Raw genomic sequence first — 21,478 nt, forward strand, 5'->3', positions numbered from 1 at the left:
CGGTCGGGCCTGAACCGGGGCGCGTGAACCCCGCCCGTCGCCGACAGTACGTGCTCGCCGCGCTGCTGCTGGTGCTTCTGGGGGCCGCGGCCGTCCTCCTGCGGGAGGTGCTCGCGACGACGTTCTTCGCCGTCACCGTCGCGTACGTGCTGTACCCGCTTCGCGAACAGTTCCGCGACCGGGGGCTCTCGCGACGGATGGCCGCCGCGGCGGTGTCGGCCATCGCGTTCGGGGCCGTTCTCGTGGCGCTCGGGCTCGTCGCCATCGCGCTGTACCGGCGTCGGGAGTCCATCGTGACGCTCCTGCGGGAGTTTCCCGAGGAACTCACCCTGACGGTCGGCGAGATGACGTACACCGTCCCGACGGCGATGCTGGTTGAGCCCGCCACCGCAGCCGTCCGGGGGCTGGCGGTCACCGCTGCGTCGGCCGCGCCGGTTCTTGGACTCAAACTGTTCCTGTTCGCCATCCTCCTGTTCGGGTTGCTCCTCCGCCCCAGTTCGGCCGCCCGCGTGGTGTTCAACGTCGTTCCCGGCCAGTACCACGACGTCGTCCGCGCGTTCCACGAGCGCATCAAACAGACGTTGTTCGGCATCTACATCCTGCAGGCGGCGACCGCCGCCGGGACGTTCCTCGTCGCGCTCCTCGTGTTCGTCGCACTGGGCTACCCCGCGCCCGTCACGCTCGCGGTCGTCGCGGGCATCCTCCAGTTCGTTCCCGTCGTCGGCCCGGGCGTGCTGCTGGGCGTGCTCGCGGTGGTCGACCTGATGCAGGGGAACGTGACCCGGGCCGTCTCCATCGCGGTCGTCGGTGGGGTGCTCATCGGTCTGCTGCCGGACGCGGTGATTCGCCCCCGGCTCGCCAGCTACGCGGCGCACCTCCCGATGAGTCTCTACTTCGTCGGCTTCGTCGGCGGCGTCCTCTCGCTCGGTGCCGTCGGGTTCATCGCCGGGCCGCTCGTCGTCGCGCTCGTCGTCGAGGCGGTACTACTGCTCTCGAACGGCCGAGGGGCCCCGACCTAGCCCTCTTCGGTGACGAGAGTGCCCCCCTCGCGCTCCCACTCGGTGAGCGACCCCTCGTAGAACGCGAGGTCCTCGTAGCCGAGGTGCCGGAGCGTGACGTAGGTGTGGCTGATGCGCCGGGCGGTGTTGCAGTAGAGCAAGACCCGTTTCTCAGGGGTGATCCCCTTCGCCTCGAACAGGTCGCGGAGGTCGGCCTCGGGCAACAGGCCGCGCGTCTCCTCGTCTATCACTTCCTGCCAGTCGAGCTGGACCGCGCCGGGGATGTGGCCCTCCGCGAACTCCCACGGCTCGCGGGTGTCGACGATGACCGCGCCCGAGTCGACCGCCGTCTGGACGGTTTCCATGGGAACGAGCGGGCCGTCGGTGTCGAAGACGGCCTCGTACTCGACGGGGGTGGGCTGGTCGACTTCGCTCGTCGTCTCGTAGGCGCGCTGCCACGCGGAGAAGTCGCCGTCGAGTAGATGCAGTTTGGACGGGTCGTGGCCGTACAGTTCCGCGGTGACGAGGAAGCGCGCCGCGAACACGCCGTGGTGGTCGTCGTACGCGACGACGCGGTCGTCGGTCGAGATGCCGACGTCGCCGACGAGGTCGGCGAACGCCTCGGCGCCGGGGAGTTTGCCCGCCTCGCCGTCGTCGCCGCGGAAGCTGTCGAACGGGACGTTCACCGCGCCGGGGACGTGGCCGATCCCCTCGAACTCCCACGCGTCGCGCACGTCGACGACGTGGACCTCGTCCAGCCGCTCGGCGAGCCACGACGGCGGGACGACTTTCGGGTGCATACGCCCACTCGGACGGGCCGCCGTTTCAACCCGACGCCAGCGGCCGCTTCCGGCGGCGCTCCCAGATATCGGCAACAAGTTCTGGTAGGCGCCCGTGGCGGTGGGCGACACCGAGGCTTCGGACCACTCGCGGGAGTTACATATCCGTTCGCCCGTCGCCCCGGATCAGGGGTGCACAGTAGCGGCAACATTCTCTGGAAGGAACGACCCGTGGCCGAACTATCCGGCAATAAAGAGGATATGGCGGCGGAGCGTATATTGGCGGTTGTACTATGACTGAGTACGCGAACGACGTGCTGGTCTCCGCCGACTGGGTGGAGCAGCACTTAGACGAGTTCCAGAGCGACGATTCCGACTACCGACTGGTGGAGGTCGACGTCGACACCGAGGCGTACGAGGCGAGCCACGCACCCGGCGCCATCGGCTTCAACTGGGAGACGCAGCTCCAGGACCAGACGACCCGCGACGTCCTCACGAAGGACGACTTCGAGGACCTGCTCGGGAGCCACGGCATCTCCGAGGACTCCACGGTCGTCCTCTACGGTGACAACTCCAACTGGTTCGCTGCCTACACCTACTGGCAGTTCAAGTACTACGGCCACGACGACGTGAAGCTCATGGACGGTGGCCGCGACTACTGGCTCGACAACGACTATCCGACGACCGACGAGGTCCCGGCGTTCGCCGCGGTCGACTACACGGCGTCCGGCCCGCGCGAGTCCATCCGCGCCTACCGCGAGGACGTCGAGAACGCCATCGAGCGCGGGCTTCCCCTCGTCGACGTCCGCTCGCCCGAGGAGTTCACCGGCGAGATTCTCGCGCCCCCGGGACTCCAGGAGACCGCCCAGCGCGGCGGCCACGTCCCCGGTGCCAAGAACATCTCGTGGGCGGCCGTCACGAACGACGACGGGACGTTCAAGACCTACGACGAGCTGCAGGAGCTGTACGGCGGGTACGGCATCGACGGCGACTCGACCACCGTGGCGTACTGCCGCATCGGCGAGCGCTCGTCGGTGGCGTGGTTCGCGCTCCACGAACTGCTCGGTTACGACGACGCCGTCAACTACGACGGCTCGTGGACCGAGTGGGGTAATCTGGTCGGCGCGCCCATCGAAACCGGCTCCGCGGAGTAGCGACAGGTACAACCCCGATTTTCTTTCGCCACCGCGTCCGACAGCGACGCCTCAGACCAGCACTTCGACCGGGTAGCCGTGTGCCTCCAGTTCCGCGATGAGCTCCGCGACGTGGTCGTGGCCCCGAGTTTCGAGGTCCAGTTCGACCTCGGTCTGGTCGATACGCATCTCCAGCGACGTGCGCTCGTGCTGGATGCGGTAGATGTTCGCCCGTGCGTCGGCGATAATCTCGATGAGCTGTTCGAGCGCGCCCGGCCGGTCCTTGAGAACGGTCTTGATCTTCAGGTAGCGACCGTCTTCGACCAGCCCGCGGGTGATGACCGTCCGCAGGACGTTCAGGTCGATGTTCCCGCCACACAGCGCCGGGACGATGACCTCGCCCGGCTCGTACTCGAACGCGTCGTCGAGCACGGCGGCGAGCGCGATGGCACCGGCACCTTCCACGAGCGTCTTCGAGCGGTCGAGCAGGTCGACGAGCGTCGTGGCGATGGCCGAATCGGGGACGGTGACCACCTCGTCGACGCGCTCGCGGATGACCTCGAACGTCTGCTCGCCGACCTGCCGGACGGCGATACCGTCGGCGATGGTGTCGACCTGGTCGAGCGCGACGCGCGACCCCTTCTGGAGCGACTGTGCCGCCGAGGAGGCCCCCTCGGCCTGCACGCCGACGATGCGCGTGTCGGGCTTCTGTGCCTTGACCGCGGTGGCGATGCCGGAGATGAGCCCGCCACCCCCGATCGGAACGACCACGGTGTCCACGTCCGGGCAGTCCTCGACGATCTCGAGCCCGATGGTCCCCTGTCCGGCCATCACGTCCGGGTCGTCGAAGGCGTGGACGTAGGTGCGGCCCTCCTCGGCTTCGAGTTCGTGCGCCTTCGCCTGTGCCTCGTCGTAGTCGACGCCGTGGAGCACCACCTCCGCGCCGTACGCCTTCGTCGCCTCGACCTTCGAGACGGGCGCGTACTCCGGCATGACGATCTTCGCGTCGATGCCCGCGCGGGTGGCCGCGAGCGCCACGCCCTGGGCGTGGTTGCCCGCGGAAGCCGTGACGACGCCGGCGGCACACTCCTCCGGCGAGAGCTTCGCGAGCTTGTTCGTCGCGCCGCGGATCTTGAACGAGCCGGTGCGCTGGAAGTTCTCCAGCTTCAGGTAGATCTCGGCGCCGCTCCGGTTGGAGAACGTGTGCGAGTAGTCGAGCGGGGTGTGTCGCGCCACTTCGGAGACGCGCTGACGGGCTTCCAGGACGTCGGCAACGTCGAGCATAGCCTCGGCTACCCCGGCGAGGGTTCTAACCTTTCGGGAAAAGGGGAGGGGGAAAGGAGCGTGTGCACCTGAACGAATGGGCTGGGGTTACATAAGAGCCAGCCATGCGGACTGAAAGTAAAACCGCACGACTGCGAGACGGTAGACTCGCCGTCAGACGGTCGTCAGTCGCTAGTCGTGAGGGGGCGACGGGGCAGTCGCTGGTCGTGCGGGGATGACGAGGAGTCAGTCGACCGGGGTCGCCTCGAACCGCTGAACGTCGATCCCGTAGCGCCACCGGGGCGACTCGTCCTCGTTCGCGTAGTCCGTGACCCCGATCTCGACGCCGTAGGTGCCCGACGGCGTCGTCCGCTCGGTGACCGCGCGGAAGTCCGTGTCGTACACGTCGGTCGCGGTGGTGCCGTCGTCGAGCACGAGCGTCACGTCGTGGGCGACGAGCGTGTGGCCGCCGGTGAACCGCTCGCCCGCCTCGAATGGGCCGAGCGTTCGCGAACCGTCGAGCGTCGCCACGTCGACGCGTGGCGCGTCGAAGCGCTCGCACGCCCCTTCGGGTTCGGGAAGTGGGGTCGGCGTCGGGTCGTACTTGTTGTCCATGAGCGGCGCTCCAGTAGTACAGGCGTACACGTCCTCCGACCGCTCGGCGAGGTACACTGCGAAGTCGACGGAGAGCTGCGCGACGTCGTCGGGGATAGATCCGGGGCGAACGACGTACGCGACCGAGACGCCGTCGGCTCCCGGACTGGGCGTGACGGTGCTGGACTGTTCATCGCTGGAGGGACGGCTCACGCAGCCGGCCAGCGAAACGGCGCTGGCGCTCGCAAGCGCGAGGTAGCGGCGTCGGTGCACGTCCGCGGACGGCCTCCCCGCCGGTAAAGGTCTTCTGTCGCCGAGGAGCCGACGATGCCGACTCCCCGGGGCGGCGCTACTCGAAGGCGGGAATCCCGGTGAGGTCGTGGCCGAGGATGAGCGAGTGGATGTCGTGGGTGCCCTCGTAGGTGTAGACCGTCTCCAGATTGGCCATGTGGCGCATCGGCGAGTAGTCGGCGGTGATGCCGTTGCCGCCCAGCATCTCGCGTGCCACACGGGACTGGTCGCGGGCCATCCGGACGTTGTTGCGCTTGGCCATCGACACCTGTTCGGGGCGAAGCTCACCACGCTCTTTCAGCTCGGCGAGTCGGTACGCGAGCAGTTGTGCGGTGGTAATCTGGGTGGCCATCTCGGCGAGTTTCTCCTGTTGAATCTGGAAGGAGCCGATGGGCTTGCCGAACTGCTCGCGGTCGGTCGCGTACTCGCGCGCCGTCTCGAAGCAGTCGCGGGCGGCCCCAATCGCGCCCCAGGCGATGCCGTAGCGCGCCTGCGTCAAACAGGAGAGCGGGCCCTTCATGCCCGTGACGCCGGGCAGGACGTTCTCCTCGGGGACGTGGACGTTGGTGAGTTCGATCTGGCCCGTAACCGAGGCGCGCAGCGAGAGCTTCTCCTCGATTTTCGGGGTCGAGACCCCATCACGGTCAGTCTCGACGAGGAAGCCACGAACTGGGGTGTCGTCCGCAGAGCGGTCCCGCGCCCAGACGATGGCCACGTCGGCGAGCGGCGAATTTGTAATCCACGTTTTGGTGCCGTTGAGCACGTAGCCGTCGCCATCGCTCTCGGCGTAGGTCTCCATGGCGGTCGGGTTCGACCCGTGGTTCGGCTCCGTCAGGCCGAAACAGCCGACGGCCTTCCCTTCGCCCATGTCCTCCAGCCAGGCGTCCTTCTGCTCGTCGGAACCGTACGCGTGAATCGGGTACATGACGAGCGCGCCCTGGACGGACGCCATGGAGCGCAGGCCCGAGTCGCCGGCTTCGAGTTCCTGCATGAGCAGGCCGTAGGCCGTCTCGCTCAGTCCAGGGAGGCCGTAGCCCTCCAGGTTGGGGGCGTAGAACCCCAGCTCGCCCATCTCTTCGATGAGCTCCGTCGGGAACGTGCCTTCGATCCAGTGGTCGCCGATGTCGGGGCGCACCTTGTCGTCGACGAACTCCCGGGCCGTATCGCGGACCATCTTCTCCTCGGAGGTGATGTCCGCCTCGAGCCCAACGTAATCGAGCATACGTCCGTATCGGGGTGCAATCGGTAAAAACGCTCGTGCGGGCGTGAGGGGCGCTCGCGCCGGACCGAGGCGCTTTTCGGCCACGGGGTCGGAGACGGCGACGTGCGCGACTCACTGTGGGCCGGCGGGCACGCGGCGTTCCTGCTGGCCGCACTCGGCGGGCTGGTGTGGGCGACCGGCCAGCCGTTCCTGTTCCCGAGTCTCGGGCCGACGGCGTACCTGCTCGCCGTCCAGCCGGGCGCCCCGACGAGCCGCCCGCGACGAGTGTTCGGGGGCCACGTCGTCGGCGTCCTCGCAGGACTGCTCGCCTACACGCTCCTCGCGGCCCCGCTCGTGGGCACCCAGCCGCCACCAGCGGCATCGCTGGGGGCGGTACGACTCTCCGCGAGCGCGGCAGTGTCGGTCGGGCTGACCACCATCGGAATGCTCGCCGCGGACCTGCGACACGCGCCGGCGTGTGCGACGACGCTCATCGTCGGGCTCGGCCTGCTCGCCTCGCCGGTCGACGCGGTGGTCATCGTCGTTGCCGTCGCGGTCCTGCTCGTGGCTGACCGCGCGGCGAAGGCGGCTCAGTCATCGCTCGCGGGCGGCGTACCGGCCTGAATACCCCGCGGCCCGCGGTGTCACCGCGAGCCCAGTCCGAGAGACTCGCTACGCTCGCATCTCGTGGAGGAAGTTGTCGAACAGTCGCTTCGTCTCGCAGGCCCGCGCGTAGTTTTCGTCGGTGATGCCCGCACAGACGGCCTCGATGCGCTCGTCGGGGAGGTCCTTCGAGCGCGTGATGCCCTCGGCGGTCGTCTGGTCGTACTCGGGGTGCGCCTGGACGCCCACGACGTTTCCGAGCCGGAACCCGTGGACGCCGTAGTCGTTCTCGGCGATGAGCGTCGCGCCCGGCGGGAGTTCGGTCACGGCGTCGGAGTGGGTGGTGAAACAGAGGAACGAGTCGTCGAGTCCGTCGAACAGCGGGTCGTCGGCCACCTGCTCGATTTCCCGGTAGCCGATCTCGTACTCGTCCATGGCCTCGACGGTGCCACCGAGCACGTCCGCGAGCAGCTGGTGGCCGAAGCAGATGCCGAGCGCCGGCAGCCCGCGGTCGATGGCCTCGGCGACCCACTCCTTCGTGGGGTCGAGCCACGGCTCGTCCCAGTAGACCGACGACCGCGACCCCGTGACGACGAACCCGTCGAACGCGAAACCGTCGGGGTACTGCTCGTCGGCGACGTGGAACTCCACGAGGTCGGCGTCGAGTTCACGACGGAAGTTCCGGCGGGTGTCGAATGCGGCGTGTGCGGCGTTGATCAGGGCGAGACGTGGCCGACTCATCGCTCCCCGCTAGCCTGTGCGATCACAAGAGCGTGACGCCCGCGTCAGTCTCGGCGCGAGACCACGAGGGCGGCCAGCCCGAACCCGAACAGCCACGAGACGGAGACGAACCCGAGGAGGCCACCGTCGCTGGTGCCGTCAGGGCAGGGTGTGGCGGTCGGCCCGATGAGCGGGTCCTCGGGCACACACTCCTCGGTCGTGGGGAACGGCGAGGGTGACTCCGTCGGCGCCGGCGTGGCCGTCCCAGTTGCCGTCGCTGTCGCCGTGGGCGTCGGAGAGGGCGTCGTCGTGGCCGTCGCCGTCGCGGTTCCGTTCTCCGGGGTCGACGTCGCTGTCGCCGTGGGCGTGGGCGTCGGCTCCGGCGTCGATGGGTCGTCGTCACCGCCGCTATCGGTGGATTCCCCGCCGCTGTCTCCACCGGTCGACCCGCCGCTGTTCCCACTTGATCCGCCACTGTCGGCCGGGTCCGGAGCGGCCGTAGGCGTCGGTGAGGGTGTCGCGGTTGGCGTTGGGGTCGGCGTCGGCGTTGGGGTGGGGGAAGGCGTGGCTGTCGCCGTCGGCGTGGGGGTCGGCGTGGCTGATGCGGTCGCAGTTGTGGACGGCGTCGGTGTGGCCGTCGGCGTAGGGCTCGGGGTCGGCGACGACACCCCACCCACAGCCTCGACTCCGCCCGTCTCTGTGTTGTTCGCGGGGCCCGCGCCGGCGGCGCCGGCTGTCACCTCGTCGAGGCTCGGCATCGCGGGGGCGGCGGTGACCAGCCCGACGACCGCCAGCAGCGCGACGACGCCGACCGCCAGCACGCGAGCGTGTCGAACCACCGGATGAAACGGGCTCGCGCCGGCCGCACCGCTCGGCGTCCACGTGAACCGTGCGTCGATGCGAGCCGCGCCGGCAGCCCACGCCGGGTCGGAGTCGCGCCGGGCTGCGCGTGGTCGAGGTCCTCCATCCCTCCCCCCAGTCATCTACTCGAAGGGAACGACTCCCCATAGATACGCCCGCTGGCGGACACTGCCGGTGGTTTATCCTTCGGGTGGCTCCCAGTCGGCCGTCAGGTCGAGGAACGTCTGGAGGATGAACCCGGTGAGCCCCCAGACGGTGTGGCCGTCGACGCGGAAGAAGGGGAGCGTCGCCGTGCCGCGCTCGGGGTGGCTCCGTCTCTCCGTCGAGTAGTTCGTCGGGTCGACGAGCGCCTCGACCGGGAGGACGATCACCTGCGCGACCTCGCGAGAGGTGGGGCGGTACTCGCGGTCCGCGACGTGGGCGACGACCGGGCGGACGACGTGACCGTACGGCCCCGGCACGTCGTCGAGCCGGCCGACGACCGTGGCCTCATCGGGACGGAGGCCGACCTCCTCGTGCGCCTCACGGAGCGCCGTCGCGGTCAAGTCGTCGTCGCCCTCCTCCCAGCCGCCGCCGGGGAACGACATCTCGCCGGCGTGCGTCGGCATCTGGTCCGACCGCTCGGTGAACAAGATGTGGTGGCCGCCGTCTCGCTCGATGACGGGGACGAGGACGCCCGCCTGTTCAGCGTGTTCGGTCGCGATGGTCCGCGCGTCGTACCCCGTGAGGGCGTCGATGTCGAGTCTCACAGTTCCTCCAGAAAGCCCAGCAGGCGGTCGTTCACGGCCACGCTGTGTTCGAGATGCGCGAGGTGTCGCCCCTCGACGGCCTCGTACTCGCCTCGCGGGAGTCCCCGCGCGAGCGCCTCGCAGGCGGCCTCGGGGACGACGGGGCTGTCGAGCGGCCCTAACACGAGCGCAGGCGTCTCGTACTCGTAGAGGCCGCCGGGGTCGAACGCCTCGTACGCCGCGTAGAGCGCCCGGCGTGACTCGGCGTCGGCGTCGTCCAGTTCCCGCCAGCCCTCGATCTCGTCGCGGGGCGCGACCCCGACGTACGACTGCGAGAACGCAACCTCGGGCCAGTCGTCCGAGAAGAGGCGTTCGAGGGCGTCGGTGTCGACCACCTCGCCGGAGGCGGGAGTGGCGATGAGGGTGAGGCTCCGGGCGCGGTTGTACTCGCGGGCGTACGCGAGCGCGACCGCGCCGCCGAGCCCGTGGCCGACGAGGTGGGTGGCGCGCACTTCGGCGTCGCGGAAGACGGCTTCGAGGTCGGCGGCGAGCGTCGCCACGTCGTAGGGGCCGTCGGGAGCGTCGGAGCGACCAGTCCCCCGCGGGTCGACGACCAGCGCCTCGAACGGGCCCGTGACGGCGTCGTGCTGCCAGCCCCACGACCACGCCCCGAGGCCGGCTTCGGGGAGGAAGGTCACCGTCGGCCCCTCCCCCACGCGCTCGTAGTAGAGGTCGACCCCGTCGGTTCGCGCCCGTGGCATACATCCGGGTTGTGGGCGCTGGCGATTAACTCCCGCGGTCGGCGCGCGGGCGAGCAAGGAGTTAGGTAGCTCTAGCCCGAACAGTATTGTATGAACACCGCAACACTGAGGACAGACATCCCGGCGCTCGAGCGCGCGACGTACCTGAACACCGGCGCGAGCGGTCCCGCCCCGCAGCGCGTGCTGGACGCGGCGGCGGCCGCCCAGCGTCGCCACGAGGTCGACGCCCATCGCGGAAACCCCTACCCGCACGCCTGGGACGCGTACGACGCGACCCGCGAGCCGGTCGCGCGGCTACTCGGCGCGAGCCCCGAGGAGATCGCGCTCACCGGGAGCACCGGCGACGGTATCTCGCGCGTGGTCAACGCCATCGACTGGAACGAGGGCGACGTGGTGGTCCGTACCGACCTCGAACACCCTGCGGGCATCCTCCCGTTCGAACGGCTCCGCGAGGAGGGGGTCGAGGTACGCGAGGTACCGGCCCCCGACGGCCACCTCGACGTCGAGGCCTATCAGGACGCCGTGGCGGACGCCCGGTTCGTCTGTCTCTCCTCGCTCTCGTGGCTCCACGGCACGCGTCTCGACGTCGAGCGGGCGGTCGACGTCGCACACGACGCCGGCGCGTTCGTCCTCGTCGACGCCGTCCAGTCGGTCGGCCACCACCCCGTCGACGTGAAACAGTGGGGTGCCGACGCGGTCGCCGCCGCTGGCCACAAGTGGCTGCTGGGCGTCTGGGGCGCGGGCTTCCTCTACGTGGACGAGGCCGTCGTCGACGACCTCCGCCCACGACACCTCGGCTACCGAAGCGTCCCGAAGGGCTCCGAGGGGCTCGAGTACAAGCCCGGCGCAGCGCGGTTCGAGGTCGGCACCCAGTCGCTCGCCCCGTACGCGGCGCTCCGGGAGGCCATCGCCATCCACGAGGAACTGGGTGCCGACACCGTCACGGCCCACATCGACGGGCTGGCGCGACGGCTCGGTGACGCACTCGGCGACCGACTCGTCTCCCCCCGCGAGCCGGAGTCCGGGCTCGTCACCTTCCGCGTCGACGACCCCGAGACGACGGTCGAACGACTCGAGGCACGGGACATCTACGTCAGAACGCTCCCGAGTTCGGGCGTCGTCCGCGCGTCGGTCCACGTGTTCAACACGGCCGACGACGTCGACGCGCTCCTCGACGCGCTGTGAGTCAGGCGTCGAGTTTCGCGCGGAGGACCTCGGGCGCCTCCTCGAGTGCGTCGTCGAGCTTCGAGGCGTCCGGGCCACCGCCCTGCGCGAAGTCCGGCGGGCCGCCGCCGCCGCCACCGACCTTCCCCGCGAGGTCGCCCACGACCTCGCCGGCGTTCACGGGGACGCCGTCGGGGACGGCGACGACGAACGTCGCGCCGTCGCGGCCGGACCCGAGGACCGCGACCTTCCCTTCCTCGACGAGCGCGTTGGCCGTCGCGCGGAGTTCGTCCATGTCGGCGTCGATGCGCTGGACGACCGCGACGGTGCCGTCGAGTTCGACCTCCTCGCCGTCGGCGCCGCCCGACGCACGAGCCTCCGCGAGCTGTTCCTGCAAGTCGTCGATGCGCTTGCCGCGCTCCTTCCACTCGGTGAAGAAGCGTTCGGCGGTCTCGGGCACCTCCGGCGGCGAGACGTCGAGGATTTCGGCGGCCTGATACAGCGCGTCCTCGGTGCGCTGGGTGGCCTCGATGGCCGCGTCGCCCGCCGCGAACGTCAGCCGCTCGACCCCGTCCTGCACGCGCTCGGTCGAGAGGATCTTGATGGCGCCGATGTCGCCCGTGCGGCCGACGTGCGTGCCCGCGCAGGCCTGGACGTCCTCGGCGACGTGGATGAGGCGGATCTCCTTCCCCGGCGGGATGCCGCCCTGGAACAGGTCGAAGCCGTGTTTCTCCTGCGCGTCGTTGCGGTGAATCCACTCCTGTTTGACGGAGAAGTTGTCCGTCACCAGCTCGTTGGCGACCCGCTCGATGCGCTTGATCTCGTCGCGCGAGATGCGGTCGTAGTGGGTGACGTCGAGCCGCGAGGAGGCCGTCCCCTTCTGGGCACCGGCTTGCCGGATGTGGTCGCCGAGCACCTCTCTCGTCGCGTGTCCGATGATGTGGGTCGCGGTGTGGTGCCGCATCAGCCGCGCGCGGCGGACGGCGTCTATCTGGCCGCGGACGAACTCCCCTTTCCCGGGGTTCTCGTCGGTGCGGTGGAGGATGACGCCCTCCACCTCCTCGACGTGCGTCACCTCGACCGTCGCGTCGTCCGTCGAGAGCGTCCCGGTGTCGGCGGGCTGGCCCCCGCCCTCGGGATAGAACATCGTCTGGTCGAGCACCACGTCGTAGGTCACGTCGCCGTCCTCGTCGGCAGGGTCGCGCTTGATGACGTCGAGGACGACCGCCTCGAACTCGGTGCGGTCCTGGTCCTCGTAGTAGAGCTTGTCCGTGTTCGGGAGGTCGGCGATTCGGTCGTCGGTGTGCCGGCCGTCCGCCTCCTCGAACGCCTGCTGGCCGCCGTGGCGTGCCGCGACGAGCGAGTAGAAGTCGTCGGGGATCTCCACGTCGGCGCCCTTCTCCTGGGCGATCTGCTCGACGGTGTCGGGCTGGATGCCGTGGCTGTCGTACAGCTCGATGACCTCCTCGAGCGGGATGGGCTCGCCACGGCTCGCGTACTCGTCGGCGAGGCGACGGACCTGTCGGCCCCCGCGTTCGAGGGTCTCGCGGTACTTCTCGACCTCGGTGCGGACGATGTCGCGGATGGTGTCGCGGTTCTGGTAGCTGAGCCGCTTCGCCTGCATGTCGACGAGCTCGTCGAGGGGCGCGTCGACGCCCACATCGTCGACGAGCCGCTTGGTGCGGCGAAGCACCATCCGCGCGAGGTAGCCGGTCCCGACGTTCGACGGGACGATACCGTCGCCGAACATGTACGCCATCGTCCGGCAGTGGTCGGAGATGGCGTAGATGGTCTCGAGCGGCTCCATCAACTCGACGAGCCGGGTCGTCGAGACGCCGAGCTTGTCGGCGATGTTGTCGCGGGCCGTCTCCATGTCCTCGGCCTCGTCGATGTCCATGTGGCCCGCCAGCTTCGCGGCGCGGTGGACGAGTTCCTCCTCCTCCTCGGAGAGGTCGATCTCGGCGTTCTCCTTGAGGAACGCGATCATGTCGGGGTAGACCGCCTCGTACACTGTCGGCGTCCCCTGAGACATCCAGGTCCACCGCTCCAGCCCGTAGCCGGTGTCGACGATGTACGTGTCCATCTCGGAGTACGTGTTGCCGTCCTTCAGCTCGTACTCGCCGTCGGGGTCCTGTTCGAGGGACATGAAGACGAGCGTGGCGAGTTCGGCACCGCGGTAGATGACTTCGATAGCGGGCCCGGCGTTGCCGCCGCCGACCCACGGGTCCTCGATGTAGACGATCTCCTCGAGGTCGGCCCCGAGCGACTCGAACAGCTCGTCGCAGTACTTCACCGTCTCGTTCTTCCAGTACACCTCACCGGAGTAGGCGTATTTGTCCCCGACCTCCTCCTTCGCGTTGAACGCGTGGTGGGCCATCATCTCGAACGCCATCGTGTGCCGGCCCGTCTTCCCGACGTTGTCGATGTCCTGCATCCGGATACAGGGCTGTGAGATGGTGAGCGGGTTCGCCGGCGGGGGCGTCTTCCCGCTCGTGACCAGTGGCTGGAAGTCGTAGATGGACGCCTGCGTCAACAGGACGTCGTCCCGCCAGCGGTTGGCGGCGACCGGATACGGCTCGATTCGCTCGTGGCCGTGTTCCTCGAAGAACGAGAGGAACACCTCGCGCATCTCTTCGAGCGTGTACGCCTCGTCGAACCCGGGGTTGTCGATGAAGCCGTACTCCTCGCAGGGCGGCTCCCCGCAGGTCTCCCGCTCCTCGTCGCGGGTCCAGAAGGCCGCACCACACTCGGAGCACTCCCGGCGAATAAAGCCGTTCTCGTGGAAGTACTCGAGCTGGTACTCCGACTCGAGGTCACTCATTACCCCCAATTGGCCAACGTGCGTCTAAAAGGGTTCCGAACGGGCGTACCGTCCGAACGCCGGGATTCGTGCCCCGCAACGCCCGTGACAGAGGGCTGCGACCGAAGTGGAGGGGAGCAGTCGCGACGGGCGCGGGGGGACGGTTCGTTGCTTCGAGCCGACACGTATCGTTAAGGGAGCAGCGAGGATACGTGCAGCGAAGAGATGCCGTTCGAGCAACGCCGGAGGCGACGATGACCGACCTCCGAGTTCGTGTTTCCGGAAGCGACGACCTCCGGGCACGGGTCGCCGCGCTCGACGGGGTGACGGTGGTCGACGACGACCCGGACTGCTGTGTCACTGACGACCCCGCGGCCGACGCCGGCTCGCTGCCGACGGTCGCCGTCGCCGACGACCCCACGGCCGTCCACGGCGGCCTCGCCGGGTTCGTGCGTCCCGACGCGCCGGACACCCACCTGCTCGACCAGCTCCGACTCGCAGTGAGCCGGGCGTCGCCATCGCGGTCGAAGGCCGAACGTCTCCACGACATCACACGGGACATCGTCGCCTGTGACGACCCCGAGACGGTGTACCGGCTGGCGACCGAGGCCGCCGCTCGCATCCTCGATTTCGACATCAGCTACGTCGCGGAGGCCGGCGAAACGTACTTCGAGCCGAAGGCGATGTCAGAGACGATGGGCGAGGACGGCTACACCGACACGATGCGCATCGACGAGGGGCTCGCCGGCCGAACCTACCAGCGCGGCGAGTCGATACTGGTCGACGACCTCGCGGCCGTCGACGAGGCGAAGCCCGTCGACCCCGACTACCGCGCGGCGTTGAGCGTTCCCATCGGCGACATCGGCATCTTCCAGGCCGCCTCGACGCGGCCGGGCACCTTCGACGAGCGTGACCGCGAACTCGTCGAACTCCTGATGTCGCACGTCGCCGAGACCATCACCCGGCTCCGGACGGAAGCGCGCCTCCGCGAGGAGCGGCGAACCATCGAGCAACTCCACGAGAGTACGACGGAGCTCCTCGCCTGCCAGGAGGAGACGGCACTGTGTGAGCGCATCGTCACGGCCGCAGAGCGCGTCCTCGAGTTCGAGGTGTGCTCGGTGCTGCTCGTCAACCACGAGACGGGACGACTCGAAATCGTCGCGACCAGCGACTCGCCGCTCGCGCCCCCAGTCGGCAACACCATCCGTCCGGACGAAGGTATCGCCGGCCGGACGTTCCAGGAGGAGACGACGATACTGGTCGACGAGGTCGAGAACTACCCCGAGGCGAAACCCTCCGACGAGGCGTTCGAGTCGGCGCTCAGCCTCCCGCTGGGGTCCGTCGGCGTCGTGCAGGCCATCGCAGCCGAACCACGGGCGTTCGACGACCGCGACCGCGAGCTGGCCGAGCTGTTCGTCTCGCAGGCGGCAGCGGTGTTCGCCCGCCTCCGCGCCGAACAGGAGCTCGTCACCGAGCGTGACCGCCTCGAACAGTTCGCGTCGGTGCTGAGCCACGACCTCCGGAACCCGCTTTCGGTCGCGAAGGGGCACCTCGATCTCACGCTCGAATCCGGCGACGAACAACATCTGGAGCGGGTGGACGACGCGCTCGACCGCATGGACGCGCTGGTCGACGACGTGCTGACGCTCGCTCGGGAGCCGTCGCTCGACGAGCGACCCGACCTCGACCTCGAAACGCACGCCGAGGAGGCCGCCCGGAACGTCGGCCTCGATGCGCTCCGCGTCGCCGACGGACTCCCTACGGTCGGTGCCGACCCCAGCGCGCTGCTGCGGCTGCTGGAGAACCTGTTTCGCAACGCGATGGAACACGGGGACGACGACGTGACGGTCCGGGTCGAACCGCTCACCGACGGCGACGCGACGGTTGGCTTCGCCGTCGCCGACGACGGCCCCGGCATCCCCGAGACAGCACGCGAGCAGGTGTTCGAGTCCGGCTACACGACCGGGGGCGGGACGGGGCTCGGGCTACCCATCGTCCGGAGCATCGCCGAGAGCCACGGCTGGTCGGTGACGGTGGACGACAGCGAGGCCGGTGGCGCGCAGTTCGAGATTCGGACGACGTGACTACTCGTTTTCGAGCGCCAGCGACGCCAAGAGTGCCTCTAGCTGCACCTGCACCTTTTTACTCGTCGGGTCGCCTCGCTCCACTCGGCGACCACCCCTCGTAAAAATCTGCACTAAAAACACCCGCTCGCTCGTTTCACTCGCTCGCGGCGAACGCCTCGCTCCGCTCGGCGATGCTGGTCACTACTCGTTTTCGAGCGCCAGCGACGCCAGCAGCGCCTCCAGTTGCACCTGCTCGTTCGCGCCGGACGTGATACGGTAGTCGGCCTCGCCGATGCGGTCCATCAGCCGGACCGCCTCCCGGTCGGAGAGGTCGAACTCCCACACCGACCGGTGGAGCTGGTCGATGATGTCGCCGCCCGCGATGCCGACCTCGGTCAGGAGTTCGTCGAGCGTCGAGCGAGCCTGCGTGAAGTCGCCGTCCAGGGCGAGGTCGACCATCGCCTTGATCTCCTCGGGGCGGGCGGTGGAGGTGATGGCGTACACCCCTTCCTCGTCCACGGTCTCGCCCATCACGGCGGCGGCCTGCAGGCCGTTGATGGCCTTCCGCATGTCGCCGTCGGCGGCGTAGACGAGCGCGTCGACGCCGTCGTCGGTCACCTCGATGCCCTCCGCCTCGGCGATTTTTCGGACCTGGGATTCGACCGCCTCATCGGAGAGCGGCGAGAAGCGGAAGACGGCACACCGCGACTGGATGGGGTCGATGATCTGACTGGAGTAGTTACACGAGAGGATGAAGCGCGTGTTGTTCGAGAACTGCTCCATCGTGCGGCGGAGCGCCGACTGTGCGTCGCTGGTGAGGGCGTCCGCCTCGTCGAGGAAGATGATACGGTAGTTGTGGCCGCCGAACGACGAGCGCGCGAAGTTCTTGATGCGGTCGCGGACCACGTCGATGCCGCGCTGATCCGAGGCGTTGAGTTCGAGGAAGTTCTCCCGCCAGTCGTCCTCGCCGTAGAGTTCCTTGGCGATAGCGACAGCTGAGGTGGTTTTCCCGACGCCGGCCGGCCCGGCAAACAGCAGGTGCGGCAGGTCGTCGCGGTCGATGTACGATTTGAGGCGGGACGTGATGTTCTCGTGGCCCGCCACCTCGTCGAGCGTCTGCGGGCGGTACTTCTCGATCCAGACCTCGCGCCCGCGTTCGGTTCCCTCGGCGGCCTCGCTCATGGATTCGGGTCCGCTCCCGCCGGCCATAAACCCCCCGAGACCACGCCACCCTGCGGCTGCCAGTATCGTGCTATCAAGCCTCCATACGTGTTCATCCGGTTATACGTCGTACGTCTAGCATGGTATCCCTTCGACAGAGCGTCGTAATCGTCGCAACGTTCGTCCTGATGGTCGCATCGTTCACGGGTACGGTCGCCGCCGACCCGCGGTTCGGCGGCACCATCGTCGTCGGCTCGGGCCAGACCGTCGGTGACATCGAAGCCGTCGGCGGCTCCGTCGTCGTCCGCGGCACCGTCGACGGCGACCTCACGGGCGTCGCCGGGAACGTCCTCATCGCGGGCACCGTCACCGGCAACGTCGAGATGGCCGCCGGCTCCGTCACCGTCACCGAGGGTGGCGAAATCGGCGGCGACGTGAACGTCGCGACGGGCTCGCTGCTCGTCGACGGGACCGTCCTCGGCTCCGTGACCGCGGGTGCCGGCGAAATCGTCCTCGGCCCGGACGCGCGCATCGCGGGTGACCTCCGGTACGACCCCGACGCGACGCTCTCCGGGAACCGCGGCGCGGTCGAGGGGAGCATCGTCGCCGACGACTCGCTCGTGGGTGACGTGACCGTCGGCCCCGTCGTCCCGCCCATCGTGTTCGACGTCTGGGGCCTCCTCGTGGGGCTCGCCATCGGGGCGCTCCTGCTGTACGGCGCCCCCGAGTTCGCCGACCGCGTCACCGGAATGGCCGTCGGCGAGCCGCTCCGTTCGGGCGGCGTCGGTCTGCTCGCGGTCGTCCTCGCGCCCATCGTCGCGCTGGTGCTGGTGCTGACCATCATCGGCATCCCGCTCGCGCTCGTCGGTGCCATCCTCTTCGGCATCGTCGTGTGGATCGGCTCGCTGTACGGCCGACTCGCCGTTGGCGTGTGGCTGGCGCGCCTGCTCGACCAGGAGAGCCGCGCGGCGACGCTGCTGCTCGGCTTCGGTGCCGTGTTCGTCGTCGGCCTCGTCCCCGTCCTCGGCGGGCTGGTGCAGGCCGTCGTCGCGCTGCTCGGGTTCGGCGCGCTCGCGCTCGTCCTCAACGGTCGCCGGCAGCGCGACACCGGCGAGGAGGAGCTGACGCCGGACCTCCGGCCGGTCTGACGACCACGGACAAGACACTTATCCCCGCCGAATCACTCGGGTGACATGTCACGTCGCCCCATCGCCCTCCTTCTCGTCGCGCTGCTGGTGCTCTCCATCGCCCCCGTCCCCGTCGCCGCCGACTCCCGGACCGGGTCGCGCGTCGTCGTCGAGGACGGCAAGACCGTCTCCGACCTCACAGCCACGGCAGGGGTGGTCGTCGTCCGCGGCACCGTCGACGGCGATCTCGAGGCCTACGGGGGCCGAGTCGTCATTGAAGAGGGTGGCCGCGTGACCGGGCGCCTCCGGGCCTCCGCGGGGACGGTCGTCGTCAACGGCACCGTCAAGGGGACCGCGCTCGCATATGGGGGAAACGTCCTCGTCGGCGAGAGCGGGCGCGTAGAGCGGTCGTTCGGCGGCGCCGCCGGAACGATGCGCATCGACGGCCTCGTCGTGGGCGACGCGACGGTCGCCGCGGGCACCGTGACGCTCGGCGAGTCGGCGACGATTCGCGGCGACCTCAACTACGACGGCGAACTCGTCGACCGCGGCGCGACCATCGGCGGAACCGTTCGGGGCGTCGGCGACCTCGCGCTCCTCCCCTCGGTCCCGATTCCGGGGCTCGTGCTCTCGGCGTACTGGTTCGCGGCGAACGCGGCGCTCGGCGCGCTCGTGCTCGTCCTCTTCCCACGGTTCGCGTGGGCGGCGGCCAACACCATCGCCGTCGAGCCGCTGCGGACCACCGCGACCGGCGTCGCAGCGCTCGTGGGCGGGCTGCTCGCGATACTCGTGACGGCGCTCACGGTCGTCGGTATCCCCCTCGCGCTCGTGGGGGCGGCGGTGCTGTTCGCCGCCTGCTGGGCCGGCGCCGTGCTCGGTCGGTTCGCCGTCGGTTCGTGGCTCCTCTCGTTCGTCGACCGCGACGGGAAGTGGGCGTCGCTCGTCGTCGGACTCGTGGTCGTCGGCGTGCTCGTCCGGCTTCCCGTGGTGGGCGACGGCTTCCGCGCGGTGGTGTTGCTCGCCGGCCTGGGAACCGTCGTGCTCGGGCTCCGCGCGGCGTACGACGTGCTCCGCAAGCATCCGGGTGGGCTCACCTCCCTCTGATCGCGCGGGGGGGTGCGAAGGCTCTTGGCCACGACGACGAAACGGCGAGTATGCACGTGACGTGTGAGGTCGTCGGGGAGGGCACCGAGGAGTTCGACCTTGACGCCGGGGCGACGTACGGTGACGTGCTTCGGGAGCTCGGCTTCTCGATGCACGAGGCGACCGTCCTCGTCGACAACTCGCCCGTCCCCGAGGACGCCCCGGTCGAGACCGACGACCTGCGGGTGCTCCGGCTCATCAAAGGCGGGTGAACTGCCGAACACGGCAAATCGTCCGCCGAACGTCGGGATTATGCGCCACCCAGCCGAAACTCGAGTAATGCACGTCCGCGAGGCCACGACGGACGACCACCTCGCGGCCCGCTCGATCTTCGACGTGGCGATGTTGCAGGTGCCGGAGTTCCACCGCGCCGAGCTGCTGGTCGCAGTCGCCGGCGGCGACGACGAGCCCGAACGGGTCGTCGGCGCGCTCGCGGTCCACGCCGACGGCCTGCACGAGCCCGGGGAGATCGAGGCTGTCGCGGTCCGGCCCCGCCGACGCGGCCAGGGCATCGGGACGGCGCTCGTCGAGGCTGCCGAAGCGCGATGGACGCCGCTCACCGCGGAGTTCGACGCGCGCGTCAAGCCGTTCTACGACGCGCTCGACTTCGAGGTCGAGTCGGTCGGCGACGGGCGGTTCCTGGGGACGTATCGCTAGACCAGCGGCTCGACCAGTTCTCGCCCTTCGGCGAGCAAGTTCTTCACGCGCTTCTCAGAGGAGGACTCGGCGTAGACGCGGAGTTTGGGCTCCGTCCCGGAGGGCCGGACGAGCAGCCACGAGCCGTCCGCGAGGAGGAGTTTGAACCCGTCGACCGTCGCGACGCGGTCGACCTCGCTCCCCGCAACCGAATCGGGGATCTCGCCTTCCAGCGCGTCGAGGACGGCTTCCTTTCGGTCATCGGGGCAGTCGACGCTGATGCGGTCCTGCACGACGTCGCCGTACTCTTCTCTCACACGGTCGAGGCGGTCGTCGAGCGACTCGTCGGCTTCCGCCGCCGCCGTCAGGAGCGAGAACAGCACGCCGTCCTTGTTGCGGAGATGTCCCCGAACCCCGAATCCGCCGGACTCCTCGCCACCCAGGAGCGCGTCGTGGTCGCGCATCGCCTCGGCGACCCACTTGAAGCCGACGGCGGTCTCGTGGACCGACTGCCCGTGTGCCTCCGCGACGCGGTCGACGAGGAACGTCGTCGAGACGGTTCGAATTGCGTCGCCTGCCTGCGATTCGAGCAGGTAGTCGTACATCGCGGTGAAGTAGAGGTTCGGGTCGACGTAGCCGCGCTCGGGCGTGACGACGCCGATGCGGTCGGCGTCGCCGTCGTTCGCCACCCCGAGGTCAGCCTCGCCCGACTGGACGAGGTCGACGAGTTCGCCGAGGCGGTCGCCCGAGGGCTCTGGGTGTGTGCCGCCGAACTCGGGGTCGAGTTCGTCGTGGAGCCGAATCACGTCGGCGCCCGCGGCTTCGAGCAGGCGGTCGGTGACCCCGCGTCCGGAGCCGTACATCGCGTCGTGGGCGACGATCAGCCCGGAGAGGTCCGTGTCCGCGAACGCGAGGGCGTGTTCGACGTACGGGCCGACGACGTCGACTTCCTCGACGCTGCCGTGGTCGGCCTCCGGGAGGCTCTCGGGCTCCCGGAGGTTCGCGACGACCCGCTCGGTCTCCTCGGGGAGCGCAGGGGCACCACCCGCGGGGATGAACTTCACGCCGTTGTACTCGGGCGGGTTGTGGCTCGCCGTTATCATCAGCGCACCCGCGAGGTCCCGTTCCTTGGCGGTCCACGCGACCACCGGCGTCGGGGTGTCGCGCTCGGGCAGCAGCGCGTCGAAGCCGTTCGCACACAGCACCCGGCAGAGTTCCTCGGCGAACCCCCGCGAGGTCTCACGGGCGTCGTAGCCCACGGCGACCGTCTTCCCGGCGTGTCCCTCCTCCTGGAGATAGTCGGCGACGGCCTGCCCCACGATGCGGACCCGTTCAGCAGTGAACGTGTCGAGCGTGGCCCGCCAGCCGTCGGTCCCGAACGAGATCTCGTCCATGCGCGTACTGGATGCGGGAGTGAGAAAAAGCCCCCGCAGGACGTGGGGTAGCCAC

Annotated in this window: 21 protein-coding genes; 10 read left to right on the forward strand and 11 right to left on the reverse strand. The window is 69.3% G+C overall.

Annotation, left to right across the window (positions count from 1 at the left end; all coding sequences use genetic code 11):
- Window positions 1-23 precede the first annotated feature (23 nt).
- Window positions 24-1,019, forward strand: coding sequence for an AI-2E family transporter (locus NL126_RS06810; RefSeq protein WP_255198173.1), 996 nt, complete (start codon window positions 24-26; stop codon window positions 1,017-1,019).
- On the opposite strand, the gene NL126_RS06815 is transcribed toward NL126_RS06810, so the two are convergent.
- Window positions 1,016-1,798 (reverse strand): sulfurtransferase, encoded by a 783-nt coding sequence (locus tag NL126_RS06815; protein ID WP_255198174.1) that lies wholly within the window; start codon window positions 1,796-1,798, stop codon window positions 1,016-1,018. The two genes, NL126_RS06810 and NL126_RS06815, sit on opposite strands and share 4 nt — an antisense overlap.
- A gap of 272 nt (window positions 1,799-2,070) precedes the next feature.
- On the opposite strand from NL126_RS06815, the gene NL126_RS06820 reads away from it, so the two are divergent.
- Window positions 2,071-2,931, forward strand: a complete 861-nt coding sequence (locus tag NL126_RS06820) for a sulfurtransferase (protein WP_255198175.1) — start codon at window positions 2,071-2,073, stop codon at window positions 2,929-2,931.
- A 51-nt stretch (window positions 2,932-2,982) separates the two neighbouring features.
- Here NL126_RS06820 and ilvA read toward each other — a convergent pair whose 3' ends face one another.
- The 3 genes from ilvA to NL126_RS06835 all read right to left on the reverse strand — a co-directional run bounded on the left by ilvA (window position 2,983) and on the right by NL126_RS06835 (window position 6,280).
- Entirely contained in the window at window positions 2,983-4,194 is a 1,212-nt protein-coding gene (gene ilvA, locus NL126_RS06825; protein WP_255198176.1) for a threonine ammonia-lyase, read from the reverse strand.
- Between the two features lie 225 nt (window positions 4,195-4,419).
- Window positions 4,420-5,040, reverse strand: coding sequence for a hypothetical protein (locus NL126_RS06830; protein WP_255198177.1), 621 nt, complete (start codon window positions 5,038-5,040; stop codon window positions 4,420-4,422).
- A 76-nt stretch (window positions 5,041-5,116) separates the two neighbouring features.
- Entirely contained in the window at window positions 5,117-6,280 is a 1,164-nt protein-coding gene (locus NL126_RS06835) for an acyl-CoA dehydrogenase family protein (RefSeq protein WP_255198178.1), read from the reverse strand.
- A gap of 102 nt (window positions 6,281-6,382) precedes the next feature.
- Here NL126_RS06835 and NL126_RS06840 point away from each other — a divergent pair, with 102 nt between their 5' ends.
- A complete protein-coding gene (locus NL126_RS06840; protein ID WP_255198179.1) occupies window positions 6,383-6,883 on the forward strand; it encodes an HPP family protein in 501 nt (166 codons plus the stop codon).
- 48 nt (window positions 6,884-6,931) lie between these two features.
- On the opposite strand, the gene NL126_RS06845 is transcribed toward NL126_RS06840, so the two are convergent.
- Both NL126_RS06845 and NL126_RS06850 read right to left on the reverse strand, forming a co-directional pair.
- Complete coding sequence (locus NL126_RS06845) at window positions 6,932-7,603, reverse strand: type 1 glutamine amidotransferase (protein ID WP_255198180.1); 672 nt, start codon at window positions 7,601-7,603, stop codon at window positions 6,932-6,934.
- A 44-nt stretch (window positions 7,604-7,647) separates the two neighbouring features.
- The gene (locus NL126_RS06850) at window positions 7,648-7,788 is read right to left on the reverse strand and encodes a hypothetical protein (RefSeq protein ID WP_255198181.1); all 141 of its coding nucleotides are present in this window, start codon (window positions 7,786-7,788) and stop codon (window positions 7,648-7,650) included.
- Here NL126_RS06850 and NL126_RS06855 point away from each other — a divergent pair.
- Window positions 7,769-8,428 (forward strand): hypothetical protein, encoded by a 660-nt coding sequence (locus NL126_RS06855; RefSeq protein WP_255198182.1) that lies wholly within the window; start codon window positions 7,769-7,771, stop codon window positions 8,426-8,428. The genes NL126_RS06850 and NL126_RS06855 overlap by 20 nt on opposite strands.
- Window positions 8,429-8,622: 194 nt before the next feature.
- Here the strand turns inward: NL126_RS06855 and NL126_RS06860 are convergent, their stop codons facing one another.
- The gene (locus tag NL126_RS06860) at window positions 8,623-9,192 is read right to left on the reverse strand and encodes an NUDIX hydrolase (protein WP_350355490.1); all 570 of its coding nucleotides are present in this window, start codon (window positions 9,190-9,192) and stop codon (window positions 8,623-8,625) included.
- On the reverse strand, window positions 9,189-9,932 hold the full coding sequence (locus NL126_RS06865) for an alpha/beta fold hydrolase (RefSeq protein ID WP_255198183.1): 744 nt from the start codon (window positions 9,930-9,932) through the stop codon (window positions 9,189-9,191). The genes NL126_RS06860 and NL126_RS06865 overlap by 4 nt, the downstream gene beginning before the upstream one ends.
- A gap of 90 nt (window positions 9,933-10,022) precedes the next feature.
- On the opposite strand from NL126_RS06865, the gene NL126_RS06870 reads away from it, so the two are divergent.
- Window positions 10,023-11,117 (forward strand): aminotransferase class V-fold PLP-dependent enzyme, encoded by a 1,095-nt coding sequence (locus tag NL126_RS06870; RefSeq protein ID WP_255198184.1) that lies wholly within the window; start codon window positions 10,023-10,025, stop codon window positions 11,115-11,117.
- Window position 11,118: 1 nt separating this feature from the next.
- Here NL126_RS06870 and alaS read toward each other — a convergent pair whose 3' ends face one another.
- Window positions 11,119-13,917, reverse strand: a complete 2,799-nt coding sequence (gene alaS, locus NL126_RS06875) for an alanine--tRNA ligase (protein WP_255198185.1) — start codon at window positions 13,915-13,917, stop codon at window positions 11,119-11,121.
- 233 nt (window positions 13,918-14,150) lie between these two features.
- On the opposite strand from alaS, the gene NL126_RS06880 reads away from it, so the two are divergent.
- On the forward strand, window positions 14,151-15,980 hold the full coding sequence (locus tag NL126_RS06880; RefSeq protein WP_255198186.1) for a sensor histidine kinase: 1,830 nt from the start codon (window positions 14,151-14,153) through the stop codon (window positions 15,978-15,980).
- Window positions 15,981-16,163: 183 nt separating this feature from the next.
- On the opposite strand, the gene NL126_RS06885 is transcribed toward NL126_RS06880, so the two are convergent.
- Window positions 16,164-17,144, reverse strand: coding sequence for a replication factor C small subunit (locus tag NL126_RS06885; RefSeq protein WP_255198187.1), 981 nt, complete (start codon window positions 17,142-17,144; stop codon window positions 16,164-16,166).
- 119 nt (window positions 17,145-17,263) lie between these two features.
- Here NL126_RS06885 and NL126_RS06890 point away from each other — a divergent pair, with 119 nt between their 5' ends.
- From NL126_RS06890 to NL126_RS06905, 4 genes are all read left to right on the forward strand, one after another.
- Entirely contained in the window at window positions 17,264-18,271 is a 1,008-nt protein-coding gene (locus tag NL126_RS06890; protein WP_255198188.1) for a bactofilin family protein, read from the forward strand.
- A 45-nt stretch (window positions 18,272-18,316) separates the two neighbouring features.
- Window positions 18,317-19,354 (forward strand): polymer-forming cytoskeletal protein, encoded by a 1,038-nt coding sequence (locus NL126_RS06895; RefSeq protein ID WP_255198189.1) that lies wholly within the window; start codon window positions 18,317-18,319, stop codon window positions 19,352-19,354.
- Window positions 19,355-19,404: 50 nt separating this feature from the next.
- The gene (gene samp2 / locus NL126_RS06900; protein ID WP_255198190.1) at window positions 19,405-19,605 is read left to right on the forward strand and encodes a ubiquitin-like small modifier protein SAMP2; all 201 of its coding nucleotides are present in this window, start codon (window positions 19,405-19,407) and stop codon (window positions 19,603-19,605) included.
- Between the two features lie 67 nt (window positions 19,606-19,672).
- Complete coding sequence (locus NL126_RS06905) at window positions 19,673-20,050, forward strand: GNAT family N-acetyltransferase (RefSeq protein WP_255198191.1); 378 nt, start codon at window positions 19,673-19,675, stop codon at window positions 20,048-20,050.
- Here the strand turns inward: NL126_RS06905 and NL126_RS06910 are convergent.
- Window positions 20,047-21,423: a phosphoglucomutase/phosphomannomutase family protein gene (locus NL126_RS06910; RefSeq protein ID WP_255198192.1), complete on the reverse strand. Its 1,377-nt coding sequence runs from the start codon at window positions 21,421-21,423 to the stop codon at window positions 20,047-20,049. The genes NL126_RS06905 and NL126_RS06910 overlap by 4 nt on opposite strands.
- Window positions 21,424-21,478 lie beyond the last annotated feature (55 nt).

Source organism: Halorarius litoreus, assembly GCF_024362405.1.
GTDB classification, from domain to species: domain Archaea; phylum Halobacteriota; class Halobacteria; order Halobacteriales; family Haloarculaceae; genus Halorarius; species Halorarius litoreus.